Here is a 16,263-nt window from a genome sequence, read left to right on the forward strand (position 1 = left end):
GGATCCTCCCAGCGGCGTCGGGCCGTCACGCGGGTCGGGCGTGGCGGGGCACACGCGGGCCTAGGGCGGGGCGGGGCCGCGGGAGCGCGACGCGGGGCCCGGTCCCGTCGCGGCCGCGCGGGGTACCGCTTCGACGCTAGCGCCAGGCGACCGCCCGGGCAGTGAGGATTCCTGCAAAAGGGGGCCGCGACGGCGGCACGCGGGCGGCTTGCACCTCACGTCGCGTGAGGGGCCAGTCTGGACGGCATCACCCAGAAGGAAGCGGGAACCATGAGCTATTCGGTGGGTCAGGTGGCCGGATTCGCCGGTGTCACGGTGCGCGCACTGCACCACTACGACGCCATCGGCCTGCTCGCCCCGAGCGAGCGCAGCCGTGCGGGCCACCGGCGCTACAGCGACGCCGACCTGGACCGGCTGCAGCAGATCCTCTTCTACCGAGAGCTCGGCTTCCCGCTCGACGAGGTCGCGGCCCTGCTCGACGATCCGGACGCGGACCCGCGGGAGCACCTGCGGCGCCGGCACGACCTGCTGGTCGCCCGGATCGAGAAACTGCAGCGGATGGCCGAGGCCGTGGAGCACGCGATGGAGGCACGCAGTATGGGCATCGAACTCACGCCCGAGGAGAAGTTCGAGGTGTTCGGGGACTTCGATCCCGACCGATACGAGGAGGAGGTCCGCCGGCGCTGGGGCGGGACCGAGGCCTACCGGCAGTCGCAGCAGCGGGCCGCCTCCTACAGCAAGGAGGACTGGAAGCGGATCAACGAGAGGATGGACGCCATCCACCGCCGGATGGCCGAGCTGCTCGACCTGCAGGTGCCGGCCGACTCCGAGGCCGCCATGGACGTCGCCGAGGAGCACCGCCGGTTCATCTGCGACAGCCACTACGAGTGCTCGCACGAGATGCACGCCTGCCTCGGCCGGATGTACGTGGACGACCCGCGGTTCACCGCGACGTACGAGAAGATCCGCTCCGGCCTGGCCGGCTACCTGCGCGACGCGATCAAGGCCAACGCGGCCCGTCACGCCGCCTGAAGCCGCGGACCGTTCCGGTCCCACCTGATCGGAACGGTCCCACCACTGATCGGAACGGTCCCACCACCGCCGTGCCGGAGGGGCGCCGTCCCGCGGTTCCACGGTGACGGAGGTTCACAGCTTTGTCCGCGGGGGCGCACAGGGCATCCTGGGGGTCCCGGTGGAACCTGGGGCGGACACCTTGCGTTGATAGCTTTGTGCGGCCCTCACCGGCCGTCCCGCCGTCCCACCCCTCAGGAGCCCGGAACCGTGACGACGCTTGCCCTCGGCCCGAGCTGGCTCGATCCGAACCATCTCCTCGACACGTTCGGCGTCTGGGGGCTGCTGCTCGTCGTCTTCGCGGAATCCGGACTCCTGATCGGCTTCTTCCTGCCGGGCGACTCCCTGCTCTTCACCTGCGGACTGCTGATCACTTCCGGGCAGATCGGCTTCCCGCTGTGGGCGGCGGTCCCGCTGATCTGCCTCGCCGCGGTCCTCGGCGACCAGGCGGGCTACATGTTCGGCAGGAAGGTCGGACCGTCACTGTTCAACCGGCCCGACTCCCGGCTGTTCAAACAGGAGAACGTCACCAAGGCGCACGAGTTCTTCGAGAAGTACGGCCCCAAGTCGCTGGTCCTCGCGCGCTTCGTGCCGATCGTGCGCACCTTCACACCGATCATCGCCGGTGTCAGCCGCATGCGGTACCGCTCCTTCCTGACCTTCAACATCATCGGCGGCGTCCTGTGGGGCGCGGGCGTCACCCTGCTCGGCTCCTGGCTCGGCAACATCGACTTCGTCAAGAAGAACATCGACGCGATCCTCGTCCTGATCGTCCTGGTCTCGGTGATCCCGATCGGCATCGAGTTCCTGCGGGCCCGCTCCAAGAGCAGGAACACCCCGCCGGAGAGCGACCGTCCGCAGGCCTCGGCGCAGGCCCAGGCCCCGGCCCCGACCCTGGACGACGCGACGACCCGGCTGCGCCGCATCGAGCCGGCGCACGACCAGGCCCGGCCCGGGCAGCACCCGTACGGCGAAACCCGCCCCGACCGGTCCCCGGACCAGCACTCCGGCCCGTACCCGGACCAGCGGTACCCGCAGCAGCCGCCGTACTCCGGCCCGCAGCACCCGCAGCAGTCGCCGTACGCCGAGCCCCAGTACCAGCAGCCCCAGTACCAGCAGCCGCAGTCCCCGCAGCAGCCGCCGTACCCCGGCCCGCAGCAGCCGCCGTACCCCGGCCCGCAGCAGTCGCCGTACACCGAGCCCCAGTACCAGCAGCCCCAGCACCAGCAGCCCCAGTACCAGCAGCAGCCCCAGTACCAGCAGCCCCAGTACCAGCAGCAGTCCCAGTACCAGCAGCCGCCGACCCCGCAGTCCGCGCAGCCGCAGTACCCGCAGGGCCACGGTGGGCAGCAGCAGTACGACCCCCGCTACCCGCACCGCCAGGGCTGAACGCAAGGGCGCCCGGCCCGGGAACCGAACCGCGCCACGGGGACCCGACCGCACCCGGGCACGGGGCGCGGACCGCGTCTCAGAAGCCGCGCGTCCGCTTGGCGGCCCGCCGCCTCTCCGGTGAGCCGACCTTCAGGAACAGCCGGGAGATCTCGGAACCCAGGTGCACCCCGATGGCGATGGCCATGGCGAGCGCCGCCGCCTTCGACAGGTAGGTCAGCCCCGTGTTGACGTTGTCCTCGGCGATCGCCAGCAGCCCGAAGTAGGTGGCCGAGCCGGGCAGCAGCGGCCCGATGGCGGCCGTCGTGTACGGCAGCGCGGACGCGAACCGGTAGCGCGACAGCAGCTGCCCGAACAGCCCCACCAGCCCGGCCGCGGCCGCCGTGGAGGCGACCGGGGAGAGGCCGCCGGTGTCGCGCATCGCGCCGTACACCGTCCACGCCACACCCCCGTTCAGCGTGACGGCGAGCACGGTGGACCGCTCCTGCTGGAGCAGCACCGCGAAGGTCAGCGCGAGCAGCATCGCCGCCAGGATCTGCAGGACCGGCCGCGGCTCCAGTACCAGCAGCGCGTCCGGGTTCAGCTTGGCGCCCAGCCGCACCCCCAGGTACAGCACGACCAGCACCCCGATCACGATGCCGACGATGAGGTAGAGGACCTCCAGCAGGCGCGCCGCCGCGGTGATGTAGAAGCCGGTCAGCCCGTCCTGCACGCCCGCCACCAGTGCCCGCCCGGGCAGCAGCGCGAACAGCCCACCGGTGATGACCGCGGACGCCTTCACGTCCGCATGCCCCAGCGTCAGCGCGACGCCCAGCGCCGCCGGCGGCATCGCGGCGGCCGTGAACTGGTAGAACTCCGGCAGTCCCCGCCCGGCGGCGAGCCAGGCCAGCCGGTCGCCGAGCATGGCGCCGCCCGCCGCCGCCGCGAACACCAGCAGTCCGCCGCCCACCAGCATCGAGGCCGCTCCCGCGAGCAGCCCGCTGGCCAGGGTGAGCACCCAGGTCGGGTACGGGTGCCGGTTGCGGCGGATCTCCGCCAGGCGCCGGTACGCCTCCTCCAGCGAGACGTGCGTCTCCGGGTCGCTCAGGTCGTCCACCAGCCGGAAGACGGCCGCCAACCGCGTGTAGTCGGTGCCGCGCCGCCGTACCGTCCGGGACGCCGTCACCGGGTCGTCCACCAGGGACGGCTGGTAGGAGATGGCCAGCAGGGTGAAGGTGACGTTCGGTTCGCAGCGGTCCAGGCCGTAGGACCGGCACACCGCGAACATCGCCGCCTCCACGTCCTCGGCGCCCTCGCCGCCGGCCAGCAGCAGCTCGCCGATACGCAGGGTCAGGTCCAGCACGCGCGGAACGGCCGGGCCCTCCTCCTCCGCGCGGTGCACCGGTTCCGGCGCGGGCCGGTCCGCCACCGGCATCCGCAGCATCGCGCGCATCCGGTGCTGCCAGGGCGCGTCCCCGGCCAGGTTCACGGCCGGTATGCCGCTGGGCGGGGTGAACGCCTGCGCGCCGCCCCGGGCGCCGTGGCCGCGCGGGGCGGTGAACGCCGACCCCTCCGTCTCGGACGGCGGCGGCTGAGACACACCCAGCCCCTTCGGCACCGCGAACTCGGACGTCGTCTCCGTGTCCCCGCCGCCCCTGGGCAGGGCCAGCCCGTCCGGAATCGCGAACTCGGACGTGATCTCGGAGTCGTAGGCGCCGTGCGCCTCGTCCGACTGGGGTTTGCGGTCCTCCGCCTCCATCACTGTGACAGCGCCTCCTGTACGACACCCGGGCAGGGGCCAGTATGCGCACACGGGGTCCCCGGACACGCGAACGGGCCGCACGCACCGGCGCACGGCCCGTCTCCGGGGGCTTCTCGTCGGGCTCAGTGGCCGCCCTGCTCCTGGGCGCGCTTCACGGACCGCTCGATCTCGACCTCAGCGTCGGCACGGCCCACCCAGTTGGCGCCCTCGACGGACTTGCCGGGCTCCAGGTCCTTGTAGACCTCGAAGAAGTGCTGGATCTCCAGGCGGTCGAACTCGGAGACGTGGTGGATGTCGCGCAGGTGCTCCACGCGCGGGTCGGTCGCCGGCACGCACAGCAGCTTGTCGTCGCCGCCGGCCTCGTCGGTCATGCGGAACATGCCGATCGCACGGCACCGGATCAGGCAACCCGGGAAGGTCGGCTCGTCCAGGATGACCAGCGCGTCCAGCGGGTCGCCGTCCTCGCCGAGGGTGTTCTCGACGAAGCCGTAGTCCGCCGGGTAGGCGGTCGAGGTGAAGAGTCGGCGGTCCAGGCGGATCCGACCGGTCTCGTGGTCCACCTCGTACTTGTTGCGCGAACCCTTCGGGATCTCGATCGTGACGTCGAACTCCACCGGTGGCTCCTCCATGATCAGCACATACTTCGGGTGGTTAAGTGTCCCTCACGCAGGTGTGTGCTCGCGAAAGGGGCTGGTGGCCGTGCCGGAACTGAGGCCTTGGCGGTCCGCGAGACCGCATGTGGTGCGGGTCGCGGGCGCCGTGCGACCACGTCTGGCACGCGCCGCGACCGCCGTCCGGCCGCGGGTGGCGCGGCTCGCACGTGCCGCGAAGCCGCAGCTCGCGCGGGTCACGCGGATCGCCCGGGACGCACGGGTCACGCCGGCGAAGCCCGGCGGGACCTGGTGGTACACAGCGGGCGCCGCCACCGCCGGTCTGGCGCTGGCGGCGGGTGCGGTGACCGCCGCGGGTCCCTGGGATGCCACGGGCCAGCGTACGGCCGAGCGGGAGTGGGCGGTCGCGCAGGACGGTACGGGTGGTGCAGATCACGGGCGCGGGCCGGCCGCCGACGCGTCCGCCGGGCCCCGCCCCGCCCCGAGCGCCCCGGCCGTCCTGACCGGGTTGGGCGGTACCGCGACCACCGTGAAGTCGGCACCCGACGGCAAGCCCCTGGCCGCCGTCCTCGGCCCGCTGCTGAGCGACCCGGCGCTCGGCACCCGGCACGGAGCCGCCGTCGTCGACGCCGCCACCGGCAGGCGCCTGTACGGCGACGGCGCCGGCACCCCCCTCACCCCCGCCTCCACCACCAAGATCGCTACCGCGGTCGCCGTCCTCACCGCGCTGGGACCCGACCACCGCCTCACCACGCGCGCCGCGCTGGAGCCCGACACCGGTGAACTGGTGCTCGTCGGCGGCGGAGACCCCACGCTCACCGCCCGTAGGAAGGCCGGGGGGTGGGCCAGCCTGCGCACCCTCGCCGTCGACACCGCCGCCGCCCTGAAGAAGCGCGGCATCGACCACGTCACCCTCTCCTACGACACCACCCTGTTCGCGCGACCCGCCCTTCACCCCATCGGAGTGAACTCCAACCTCGCTCTCGTCACCGCCCTGGCAGCCGACGAGGGCCGCACCGACGGCTCCACCCACGGACCCGCGCCCCGCGCGGCCGATCCGGCGGCGGACGCCACCCGCCGCTTCGGCGGCTTCCTCGCCGAGCACGGCATCACCGCCAGCGCCCCCGGCCCCTCGAAGGCGACCGGCCGCGCCGAGACGCTCGCCACCGTCTCCTCCCCGCCGCTGTCCGCCGTGGTCGAACGGATGCTGACCAACAGCGACAACGACATCGCCGAGGCCCTCGCCCGCCAGACCGCCCTCGCGACGGGCGAACGCGCCGACTTCACCGGTGCCGGCAAGGCCGTCCGCAGCCGCCTCAGCCGTCTCGGCCTGCCGATCACCGGGGCCGTGTTCAAGGACGGCAGCGGCCTGAACCGGGCCGACAAACTGACCCCGAACCTGCTCACCGCCCTGCTGGCCGAGGCCGGAGACCCGGCCCACCCCGAGCTGCGCCCGGTGCTCACCGGACTCCCGATCGCCGGCTTCACCGGCACGCTGACCAGCCGCCACATGGACGGCACGGCCGGTGTGGTGAGGGCCAAGACCGGCACCCTCACCGGCGTGAACACGCTGGCCGGCACCGTCGTCGACCAGGACGGCCGGTTGCTGGCGTTCGCCTTCCTCGCCTCGAACACCACCGACCCGTACGCGGCCCAGCGGGCCCTGGACGCCGTCGCGACCGCGCTCGCGGGCTGCGGATGCGGGTGACCGGGCCGGTCGCGGGCGGCTCCGACCCGCCGCGGGGCCGCCGGTGGCGCCGCGGGCCGGTGGCGCCACGGCCGTACCGCCGCGGGCCGGTGGTGCCGGGCGTACCGCCGCGGATGCCACCGCGCACCCCGCCGCCGATGGCGCCGGGCGGCTCCGCCGCCGGGCGCGCCGGGCCCGAGCCGGGCTCCACGCCCTGCCTCCGACGGCACCGCTCACGTACGGTTGACGCATGACGAGCATCGGTGGAGCCGAGATGGTCGACTGGAATCTCGCGGTGGCGACCGCGACCCGGCTCGCGCGGCCGGGACCCGAGGTGAGCCGCGACGAGGCCCGGGCCGTCGTCGCGGAACTGCGCCGGCACGCCAAGGCGTCGGAGGAGCACGTGCGGGGCTTCACCCGGATGGGCACCGACGGCATCCACGACACCCCCGTACTCGTCGTCGACCGCCCCGGCTGGGTCCGGGCGAACGTCGCCGGGTTCCGGGAGATCCTCAAACCGCTGCTCGACAAGATGCAGGAGCGCCGCGGCGGCAGCACCGGCGGCGCGGTCCTCGGCACCGTCGGCGGCAAGGTGACGGGCGTGGAGCTCGGGATGCTGCTGTCCTTCCTGGCCTCCCGCGTCCTCGGCCAGTACGAGACCTTCGCCCCCTCCACCCGGGAGCTCCCGGCGGGCCAGAACGGCGGCGGCCGGCTCCTCCTGGTGGCCCCGAACGTCGTGCACGTCGAACGCGAACTCGACGTCGAGCCGCACGACTTCCGGCTGTGGGTGTGCCTGCACGAGGAGACCCATCGCACGCAGTTCTCGGCGGTGCCCTGGCTGCGGGACCACCTGGAGGGCGAAATCCAGTCGTTCCTGGGGGAGACCGACGTCGACCCCATGACCGTCCTGGAGCGCATCCGGGAGGCCGCCCAGGCCCTCGTCGCGGGCCGCCCCGAGGGCGAGTCCGACGGTGGCGGCCGCTCCCTGGTGGAGCTGGTGCAGACCCCCGCCCAGCGGGAGATCCTGGGCCGCCTCACCGCCGTGATGTCCCTGCTGGAAGGGCACGCCGACTTCGTGATGGACGGAGTCGGCCCGGACGTCGTGCCGAGCGTCGGCGAGATCCGCGAGAAGTTCCAGCAGCGCCGGGCCAGGGGCGCGTCGCGACTGGACCTCGCACTGCGCAAACTGCTCGGCCTGGACGCCAAACTCCGGCAGTACCGGGACGGCGAGCGCTTCGTGCGGGCGGTCGTCGAGGAGGTCGGCATGGACGGCTTCAACCGCGTGTGGACCTCCCCGAACACCCTTCCGACCAAGTCGGAGATCGCCGCACCGGCGGACTGGGTCGCGAGGGTGCACGGCAAGTCGGACGACTGAGGAGCCGCTCGGCCCGGCGGGGGTATCCGGCCGACGGCAGACGAAGGCCCCTGCAATCACCCGTCCGAGGGACCCTGAGCTCTGGACAGGCGTGCAATGCTCGGAGAACCGCCCGTCTCTGTCACCATCTACACACTCTGAGTGACCGACCTCGGGCTCACCCCCCGAAAACTTCATGAAGGGAACCGGACATGGGTCCCCATCCTGCGGTCGCGGCGATACGCCTGGCGGTCCGCCGCGTCCTCCACGACCTGCTCACCGAGCGCACCCACGGTGCAGCCGCGGTCCCCGCCGCGGTCGCCGCCCCCACCGCCCCGGCCCCGGCGGCCGCCCCGGCGACGGCGTTCCGGCGCCCGCCGTCGCCGCCGCTCGTCCTCGTGGCCTGCTCCGGCGGCGCCGACTCCATGGCGCTCGCCTCCGCCCTCGCCTTCGAAGCGCCCAGGCTCGGCGTCCGCGCCGGCGGCGTGACCGTCGACCACGGACTCCAGCCCGGCTCCGACACGCGCGCCGCCGAGGTCGTGCTGCGCCTGCGCGAGCTCGGTCTCGACCCGGTGGAGGCCTCCGCCGTCGCCGTCGGCCGTGCGGGCGGGCCGGAGGCCGCCGCCCGCGACGCCCGGTACGCCGCCCTGGACGCCGCCGCCGAACGCCACGGCGCCGACGCGATCCTGCTCGGCCACACCCGTGACGACCAGGCCGAGACCGTGCTGCTCGGTCTCGCCCGCGGCTCCGGCATCCGTTCCCTGTCCGGCATGGCCGCGGTCTCGGGGGCCGGCGGCCGCTACCGGCGCCCCTTCCTCCAGCTCGACCGGCAGACCGCCCGCAAGGCGTGCATGGTCCAGTCCCTGCCGGTGTGGGACGACCCGCACAACGCCGATCCCGCCTACACGCGCTCCCGTCTGCGCCACGAGGGGCTGCCCGCGCTGGAGAAGGCCCTCGGCAAGGGTGTCGTCGAGGCCCTCGCCCGCACCGCCCGGCTCTCCCGCGACGACGCCGACGCCCTGGACGCCTGGGCCGGCCAGGCCGAGACGACCGTGCGGGACGCCACCGGTCTCCTGGAGTGCGCCAAGCTCTACGCCCTGCCGCCCGCCGTGCGCCGCCGGGTCCTGCGTCGCGCGGCCCTCGCGGCGGGCTCCCCGGCCGGCTCCCTCTTCGCCCGGCACATCGAGGAGGTCGACCGGCTGATCACCGGCTGGCGGGGCCAGGGCGCCATCAATCTGCCGGGCAAAGTCGTCGCCCGCCGCCAGGGTGGCAGACTGGTGATCCGGCAGGGCTGAATCCCGATCCCACCGCACGGGGGACGGGGGCCGCGCCGTAACTGCGGGACGACCGAAAGTGATGCGGGTGGACGCGAAAGACATGGGTGCCGACCTCCAGCAGGTACTCATCACCAAGGAAGAGATCGACGCCAAGCTGGTCGAGCTGGCCGCGAAGATCGACGCGGAGTACGCGGGCAAGGACCTGCTGATCGTCGGCGTCCTCAAGGGCGCGGTGATGGTCATGGCCGACCTCGCCCGGGCGCTGTCCACCCCCGTCACCATGGACTGGATGGCCGTGTCCTCGTACGGGGCGGGCACCCAGTCCTCCGGTGTCGTACGGATCCTCAAGGACCTGGACACCGACATCAAGGGCCGGCACGTCCTCATCGTCGAGGACATCATCGACTCCGGGCTGACCCTGTCCTGGCTGATCAACAATCTGGGCTCCCGCGAGCCCGCCACGCTGAAGGTGTGCACGCTGCTGCGCAAGCCCGATGCCGCCAAGGTGGCCATCGACGTGGAGTGGGTCGGCTTCGACATCCCCAACGAGTTCGTGGTCGGCTACGGCCTCGACTACGCGGAGAAGTACCGCAATCTTCCCTTTGTCGGTACGCTCGCGCCGCATGTCTACGGTGGATGACCCGGCTCTGCGAGTGACGGGCGCAACTCTGTAGGACGATCGGGAACCCCGGCGGGTTTCGCGCCGTTGGAGCATGCAGACGGGCTCGCCAGCCCTCCGTGCGGCTTCGGACGACAAAGCTGGGGTACCGTCGGAAGAACTGTCTTATCAAACTCACTATGGCAGGAGGGACGGGGCGGCACCGCTCCGTGTGGATGGACGTGAAGCGATACTTCCGTGGGCCGGTCATGTGGATCGTGCTGGCCGTCCTTGCCGTGGTCGTGTTGATGCAGGTCGTCGGCTCGTCCGGCGGCTACAAGACGGTGGACACCGGCCAGGTCGTGGCGGCGATCAACGAGAACAAGGTCCAGCAGGCCAAGCTGACGACCGGCGACGAGCAGACCATCAAGGTCCAGCTCAAGGACGGTTTCAAGGTCAACGGCAGCTCGAAGATCCAGGCGAGCTACATCGGCGACCAAGGCGTGACCGTCGCCAACACACTGCAAGACAAGTTCCAGAACAAGCAGGTTCCCGACGGCTACACCGTCTCGCCGTCGAAGCAGAACCCGATCGTCGGCATTCTGCTCTCCCTGCTCCCCTTCGTCCTCATCGTCGTCGTGTTCCTGTTCCTGATGAATCAGATGCAGGGCGGCGGCTCCCGAGTGATGAACTTCGGCAAGTCCAAGGCCAAGCTCATCACCAAGGACACGCCGAAGACGACGTTCACCGACGTCGCGGGCTGCGAGGAGGCCGTCGAGGAACTGCACGAGATCAAGGAGTTCCTCCAGGAGCCGGCGAAGTTCCAGGCCGTCGGCGCCAAGATCCCCAAGGGCGTGCTGCTGTACGGCCGCCCCGGTACCGGCAAGACGCTGCTCGCCCGCGCCGTCGCAGGCGAGGCCGGGGTGCCCTTCTACTCCATCTCCGGCTCGGACTTCGTCGAGATGTTCGTCGGTGTCGGTGCCTCCCGGGTCCGCGACCTCTTCGAGCAGGCCAAGGCGAACGCCCCGGCGATCGTCTTCGTCGACGAGATCGACGCGGTCGGCCGCCATCGCGGCGCCGGCCTCGGCGGCGGACACGACGAGCGCGAGCAGACCCTGAACCAGCTCCTCGTCGAGATGGACGGCTTCGACGTCAAGGGCGGCGTCATCCTGATCGCCGCGACCAACCGGCCGGACATCCTCGACCCGGCGCTGCTGCGTCCGGGCCGTTTCGACCGGCAGATCGCCGTCGACCCGCCGGACCTGCAGGGCCGCCTGGAGATCCTCAAGGTCCACCAGAAGGGCAAGCCGGTCGCCCCCGACGTCGACCTGAACGCCGTCGCGCGGCGGACGCCCGGCATGACCGGTGCCGACCTGGCGAACGTGCTCAACGAGGCCGCCCTGCTGACGGCCCGCAGCAACCACAAGCTGATCGACAACCAGATGCTGGACGAGGCGATCGACCGCGTCGTGGCGGGCCCGCAGAAGCGGACCCGGATCATGTCGGACAAGGAGAAGAAGATCACCGCGTACCACGAGGGCGGACACGCCCTGGTCGCGGCGGCCTCACCGAACTCCGACCCGGTTCACAAGATCACGATTCTGTCCCGCGGCCGTGCCCTCGGCTACACGATGGTGCTGCCGGACGAGGACAAGTACTCGACCACCCGGAACGAGATGCTCGACCAGCTCGGCTACATGCTGGGCGGCCGGGCGGCCGAGGAACTGGTCTTCCACGACCCCACCACCGGTGCGGCGAACGACATCGAGAAGGCCACCAGCGTGGCCCGCGCGATGGTCACCCAGTACGGCATGACCGAGCGTCTCGGCGCGATCAAGTTCGGTGGCGACAACTCCGAGCCCTTCCTCGGCCGTGAGATGGCGCACCAGCGCGACTACTCCGAGGAGGTCGCCGCGCTGGTGGACGAGGAGGTCAAGAAGCTCATCGAGAACGCGCACAACGAGGCCTGGGAGATCCTGGTCGAGAACCGCGACGTGCTCGACAACCTCGTCCTGGCCCTCCTGGAGAAGGAGACCCTGGGCAAGGAGGAGATCGCCGAGATCTTCGCCCCGGTCGTCAAGCGGCCGCCGCGGCCCGCCTGGACGGGTTCCTCGCGGCGTACGCCGTCGACGCGCCCGCCGGTGCTCTCCCCGAAGGAGCTCGCGCTGACCAACGGCGCGAACGGCGCCGCCCCGGCGATCAGCACCGTGAAGTCCACGGCCGCGGACCCGCCGTCCGCGAGTGAGCCGGCGAAGGAAGACCGCACGGACGGCTGACGCGAGCCGGTCCTACGGCCCGGTGACCTGCCGGGTCCCGGAATGGATGCCGCGCCCCCCCGGGTTCTAGCCTGGGGGGCGCGGCATCGCCGTATGACCGCGACCGGGCGTGCGGCACCGCATGCGCGTGAGGCACAGGAACGAGGAACCCCATGACCGACCCCGTGACGCTGGACAGTGAGGGCACGATCGCCGAGTTCGACGAGAAGCGTGCCGAGAACGCTGTCCGCGAACTGCTGGTCGCGGTCGGCGAGGACCCGGACCGCGAGGGCCTGCGGGAGACTCCGGCACGGGTGGCGCGGGCGTACCGGGAGATATTCGCGGGCCTGTGGCAGCAGCCCGAGGACGTGCTGACGACGACGTTCGATCTCGGGCACGACGAGATGGTGCTGGTGAAGGACATCGAGGTGTTCTCCACCTGCGAGCACCACCTGGTGCCGTTCCGCGGCGTGGCCCACGTGGGCTACATCCCGTCGGCGACCGGGAAGATCACCGGTCTGTCCAAGCTGGCCCGGCTGGTGGACGTCTACGCCCGCCGGCCCCAGGTGCAGGAACGACTCACCACGCAGGTCGCGGACTCCCTGATGGAGATCCTGGAGCCGCGCGGCGTCATCGTCGTGGTGGAGTGCGAGCACATGTGCATGTCCATGCGGGGGATTCGCAAGCCCGGCGCCAAGACCATCACCTCGGCGGTGCGGGGACAGCTGCGGGACGCGGCGACCCGCAACGAGGCGATGAGTCTGATCATGGCCCACTGAGGCCGCTCACCGGGCACGGGGGGCACCCCGAGCCGGTGTCGCGCAGCCGTCACGGCGGGGCCGGTGCCGCCGATCCGGCCCTGTTGCGGGCGGTCGGGGCGGGCGTCCCGCAGCGGACCGCCGAGCGGCAGCGGCGTCGCCTGCGTCTCAGGCCGCCGAAGCCGCGCCCTGGTCCCGGTCGTCGTCCTCCGGCAGCTTGCACACCCGCTCCAGGAAGATGGCCGCCGCTATCACACCGATCCCCGCCACCACCGAGAACCCGGCGTAGATGGCCTGGTCGCGGCGGGCGGGGATCGCCAGCTTCTCCAGCAGGAAGACACCGGTGCCGCCGTACATGCCGGCGACGAGCGCCGCCACCAGGGCGCTGGCCTGGCCGAAGACGACCGCTCGCGCCGCCATCAGCGGGTCGACGCCCTTGGCCTCCGGGCGGCGGTCCCGCTGGGCCTTCAGACGCGCTCGCAGCGACAGCGCCGTGGCGAGCAGCACCACGGCGATCAGGGCCAGGACGATCGGGGCCGCCAGCGGAACGCTGGGGAGGGTCCCGAGCGCGTTCCACAGCCGGGCTCCCGCCCAGGACAGGATCCCCGCGACGACGAACACGCCGACCAGCACTCTGATGCGCAGCTCTTTCACGGTGTCCCTTCAGCTCCCGGGCGGTGGTCGAGGCGCACCCCGTCCGTGTGCGGCCGCCACGTGTCCCAGTGGTCGTCTCGACCTTAACGACTACTCGGGCAGCCGGAGTTCCAGGTCCTCGCGGGGCTGCACGCCCGCCCGGGTGACCGCGTCGAGCAGTCCGGCGACGGCTCCCCGGCCCGGGAGCTGCGCCGAGGGGTCCACGTCGTGCCAGGGGGCCAGGACGAAGGCGCGTTCGTGGGCGCGCGGGTGGGGGAGGGTGAGCTGCGGGTCGTCGGAGACGACCGAGGCGTAGGCGACGATGTCTACGTCGAGGGTGCGCGGGCCCCAGTGCTCGTCCCGCACCCGGTGGAAGGCCTCCTCGACCGCGTGCGCCCGCTCCAGCAGGGAGGACGGCGGGAGTGTCGTCTTCAGCAGCACGACCGCGTTGAAGTACGCGGGCTGACTGCCGGGGTCCACCCCCCACGGCTCCGTCTCGTAGACCGGTGAGACGGCCTTGATGCGCAGGCCCGGGGTGTCCTCCAGGGCGTCGACCGCGCCCTGGAGGTTCTCCAGGCGGTTGCCGAGGTTGGAGCCGAGGGCGAGCACCGCCCACTGGGGGTTGTGCAGGGTGCTGTCGGCGGCGTCCACCTTCTCGACGACGGAGGCCGGCACCGGCTGGACGGTCGGGTCGCTGTGACCCTGCGTGAAGGACGCGGTCATACTCGGCTCCGGGTGATGGTGACGGTCACGTCGTCGAAGGGGACGGTGATCGGGGCGTCCGGTTTGTGGACGCAGACCTCGACCTCGTCGACCCCCTCGTGCTTGAGGCAGGTCTGGGCGATGCGCTCGGCGAGCGTCTCGATGAGGTCGACGGGCTCGCCCTCGACGACGGCCACCACCTCCTCGGCCACGATGCCGTAGTGCACGGTCTTCGCGAGGTCGTCGTCGGCGGCGGCCGGCCGGGTGTCCAGACCGAGGACGAGGTCCACGACGAAGGTCTGGCCCTCCTCGCGCTCCCTGGCGAACACGCCGTGGTGCCCGCGGGCCCTCAGGCCGCGCAGCGCGACACGATCCACGCGAATCACTCCTGCAATCGTCGGTGGCGACCGGGGCCCACCGGGTGCGGGCGGCGGGCCGGTCTCAGTCGAATCTACCTGCGGGCACTGACAGGACCGGGCCGCGGGGGCACCGGGCCGGGCCGGATCCTGAAGGGTTCACCGTGCGTTTCCCTCGGGAAACCCGGCGGCTCACGGGTTGGTAGCCGCCCCTACCCGCGGGCTCGGGCCTCCAACCGCGGATTGGTCCTTGTGGCGGGGGCGCGGTGCGCGGGTACCCCTCATGCGGGGGATTCGTCGGCTTCGTCCTCGTCGTTCTCGGCCAGTACGGGGGAGGCGTGGTGGGACCAGAGCTTCCAGCCTGCCCGGGTGCGGCGGAACACGTTGGTGGCGACCACCAGCTGCCCGACGAGAGGGCCCAGCTCCTCCCCGTCGGAGGGAGCGGGACCGCCGCTGAGGATGTTCTCCGTGCAGGTGACCAGAGCGGTGTCGCCGGTGACCGAGACATGCACGTCGGTGAGGAAGAACTGGATGTAGTCGGTGTTCGCCATGATCAGCGCGTACGACCTGAGGACCTCGCCGCGACCGGTCAGCACCGGCCAGCCGGGGTGCACGCAGGAGACCACGCCGGCGTCGGCGGGGTCGTGGTACTCCTCGTCGACACCGAGGTCCGACGGGGTGAGCCAGAGCGCGGACACCTCCTCGAAGTCGCCCCGCTCCAGTGCCTCGTAGAAGGCGGTGTTGGCGGACTCCACCTGCTCGACGTCCGTGTGGGGGGCGCTCACCGGTCTCCTTCTGCGCCGTGCGGGAGGCCGTCCCGCACCGCCGGACCGGAGACGCCCTCCCCGCCCTCCCCGCCCGCGCCGGACGCGCCGGCCGCGTGGCGGGGGCCGTGCGCCGGGCCGGTGGCGCCCGCGCCCAGCGCGTGTCCTTCGGTGCGCGCCTCCTCCACGGCGCGTGCGACCCGTACCGCGTCCGCCGTCGCGCGCACCTCGTGCACGCGCACCGCCCACGCGCCGGCGTGCGCCGCCAGTGCCGAGACGGCGGCGGTGGCGGCGTCCCGTTCCCGGGCCGGCGGCGGAGCGCCCTCGGCGCCGGCCAGCACCCGGCCGAGGAACCGCTTGCGGGACGCGGCGACGAGCACCGGGTGGCCGAGCCCCAGCAGCCGGTCCAGGTGGGAGAGGAGGGCCAGGTCGTGCTCGGCGTCCTTGGAGAAGCCCAGGCCGGGGTCGACGACCACGCGGTCCGGGGCGATGCCGCCGTCCAGGACCGTCTCGACCCGCGCGCGCAGCTCGTCGACGACCTCGGTGACGACGTCGGCGTAGACGCCCTTCACGTTGCCGCCCTGCAGGAAGCCGCGCCAGTGCATCACGACGAACGGTGCCCCGGCGTCCGCGACGACCGGGATCATCGCGGGGTCGGCGAGACCGCCGCTGACGTCGTTGACCAGCGAGGCGCCGGCCGCCAGGGACCGCTCGGCGACCGAGGCCCGCATGGTGTCCACGGAGACGACCACGCCCTCGGAGGCGAGACCGTGCACGACGGGGATGACGCGCCGCAGTTCCTCGGCCTCGTCGACGCGGGTGGCGCCGGGCCGGGTCGACTCGCCGCCGACGTCGACCAGGTCGGCGCCCCGGGCCACCAGGTCGAGGCCGTGCTTGACGGCCGCCGTCGTGTCGAACCAGCGGCCGCCGTCGGAGAAGGAGTCGGGGGTCACGTTGACGACCCCCATGACCGCGCAGCGGCCCCAAGCGGGGAGGCCCGCGACGCTCCCGCGTCCGCTGAGATTGCTCATACGTTCAGCGTAGGCCCCGGCGGGGAGGCGCCGCCG

Annotated in this window: 15 protein-coding genes; 8 read left to right on the forward strand and 7 right to left on the reverse strand. The window is 72.3% G+C overall.

What is annotated here, in order from left to right; genetic code table 11:
- The first annotated feature begins 270 nt into the window (after window positions 1-270).
- On the forward strand, window positions 271-1,032 hold the full coding sequence (locus ACL02U_RS04705) for a MerR family transcriptional regulator (protein WP_412789333.1): 762 nt from the start codon (window positions 271-273) through the stop codon (window positions 1,030-1,032).
- A 249-nt stretch (window positions 1,033-1,281) separates the two neighbouring features.
- A complete protein-coding gene (locus ACL02U_RS04710) occupies window positions 1,282-2,460 on the forward strand; it encodes a DedA family protein (protein ID WP_412789334.1) in 1,179 nt (392 codons plus the stop codon).
- Between the two features lie 79 nt (window positions 2,461-2,539).
- Here the strand turns inward: ACL02U_RS04710 and ACL02U_RS04715 are convergent, their stop codons facing one another.
- Both ACL02U_RS04715 and ACL02U_RS04720 read right to left on the reverse strand, forming a co-directional pair.
- Complete coding sequence (locus ACL02U_RS04715) at window positions 2,540-4,201, reverse strand: threonine/serine ThrE exporter family protein (protein ID WP_412789335.1); 1,662 nt, start codon at window positions 4,199-4,201, stop codon at window positions 2,540-2,542.
- Between the two features lie 122 nt (window positions 4,202-4,323).
- Window positions 4,324-4,815, reverse strand: coding sequence for an inorganic diphosphatase (locus ACL02U_RS04720; protein ID WP_412789395.1), 492 nt, complete (start codon window positions 4,813-4,815; stop codon window positions 4,324-4,326).
- Between the two features lie 124 nt (window positions 4,816-4,939).
- On the opposite strand from ACL02U_RS04720, the gene dacB reads away from it, so the two are divergent.
- From dacB to folE, 6 genes are all read left to right on the forward strand, one after another.
- Window positions 4,940-6,520, forward strand: coding sequence for a D-alanyl-D-alanine carboxypeptidase/D-alanyl-D-alanine-endopeptidase (dacB, locus tag ACL02U_RS04725; protein WP_412789396.1), 1,581 nt, complete (start codon window positions 4,940-4,942; stop codon window positions 6,518-6,520).
- Between the two features lie 229 nt (window positions 6,521-6,749).
- Window positions 6,750-7,874 carry a zinc-dependent metalloprotease gene (locus tag ACL02U_RS04730; protein ID WP_412789336.1) on the forward strand — a complete coding sequence of 375 codons (1,125 nt, stop codon included), beginning with the start codon at window positions 6,750-6,752 and terminating at the stop codon, window positions 7,872-7,874.
- Window positions 7,875-8,065: 191 nt separating this feature from the next.
- Window positions 8,066-9,148 carry a tRNA lysidine(34) synthetase TilS gene (tilS, locus tag ACL02U_RS04735; protein ID WP_412789337.1) on the forward strand — a complete coding sequence of 361 codons (1,083 nt, stop codon included), beginning with the start codon at window positions 8,066-8,068 and terminating at the stop codon, window positions 9,146-9,148.
- Between the two features lie 61 nt (window positions 9,149-9,209).
- Window positions 9,210-9,770 carry a hypoxanthine phosphoribosyltransferase gene (gene hpt, locus ACL02U_RS04740; protein WP_412789338.1) on the forward strand — a complete coding sequence of 187 codons (561 nt, stop codon included), beginning with the start codon at window positions 9,210-9,212 and terminating at the stop codon, window positions 9,768-9,770.
- Window positions 9,771-9,964: 194 nt separating this feature from the next.
- Window positions 9,965-12,004: an ATP-dependent zinc metalloprotease FtsH gene (ftsH, locus tag ACL02U_RS04745; protein WP_412789397.1), complete on the forward strand. Its 2,040-nt coding sequence runs from the start codon at window positions 9,965-9,967 to the stop codon at window positions 12,002-12,004.
- Window positions 12,005-12,156: 152 nt separating this feature from the next.
- A complete protein-coding gene (folE, locus tag ACL02U_RS04750) occupies window positions 12,157-12,762 on the forward strand; it encodes a GTP cyclohydrolase I FolE (protein ID WP_412789339.1) in 606 nt (201 codons plus the stop codon).
- Between the two features lie 147 nt (window positions 12,763-12,909).
- On the opposite strand, the gene ACL02U_RS04755 is transcribed toward folE, so the two are convergent.
- The 5 genes from ACL02U_RS04755 to folP form a co-directional block, all read right to left on the reverse strand.
- Entirely contained in the window at window positions 12,910-13,395 is a 486-nt protein-coding gene (locus ACL02U_RS04755; protein ID WP_412789340.1) for a DUF3180 domain-containing protein, read from the reverse strand.
- A gap of 90 nt (window positions 13,396-13,485) precedes the next feature.
- Window positions 13,486-14,097 (reverse strand): 2-amino-4-hydroxy-6-hydroxymethyldihydropteridine diphosphokinase, encoded by a 612-nt coding sequence (folK, locus tag ACL02U_RS04760; RefSeq protein ID WP_412789341.1) that lies wholly within the window; start codon window positions 14,095-14,097, stop codon window positions 13,486-13,488.
- A complete protein-coding gene (gene folB, locus ACL02U_RS04765) occupies window positions 14,094-14,453 on the reverse strand; it encodes a dihydroneopterin aldolase (protein WP_412789342.1) in 360 nt (119 codons plus the stop codon). Before folB ends, folK begins: the two co-directional genes overlap by 4 nt.
- Window positions 14,454-14,713: 260 nt before the next feature.
- Window positions 14,714-15,217, reverse strand: a complete 504-nt coding sequence (locus tag ACL02U_RS04770; RefSeq protein WP_412789343.1) for a nuclear transport factor 2 family protein — start codon at window positions 15,215-15,217, stop codon at window positions 14,714-14,716.
- Window positions 15,214-16,227, reverse strand: coding sequence for a dihydropteroate synthase (gene folP, locus ACL02U_RS04775; RefSeq protein ID WP_412789344.1), 1,014 nt, complete (start codon window positions 16,225-16,227; stop codon window positions 15,214-15,216). The genes ACL02U_RS04770 and folP overlap by 4 nt, the downstream gene beginning before the upstream one ends.
- Between the last annotated feature and the right edge of the window lie 36 nt (window positions 16,228-16,263).

It is taken from the genome of Streptomyces sp. MS06, assembly GCF_047200655.1.
Classification (GTDB): domain Bacteria; phylum Actinomycetota; class Actinomycetes; order Streptomycetales; family Streptomycetaceae; genus Streptomyces.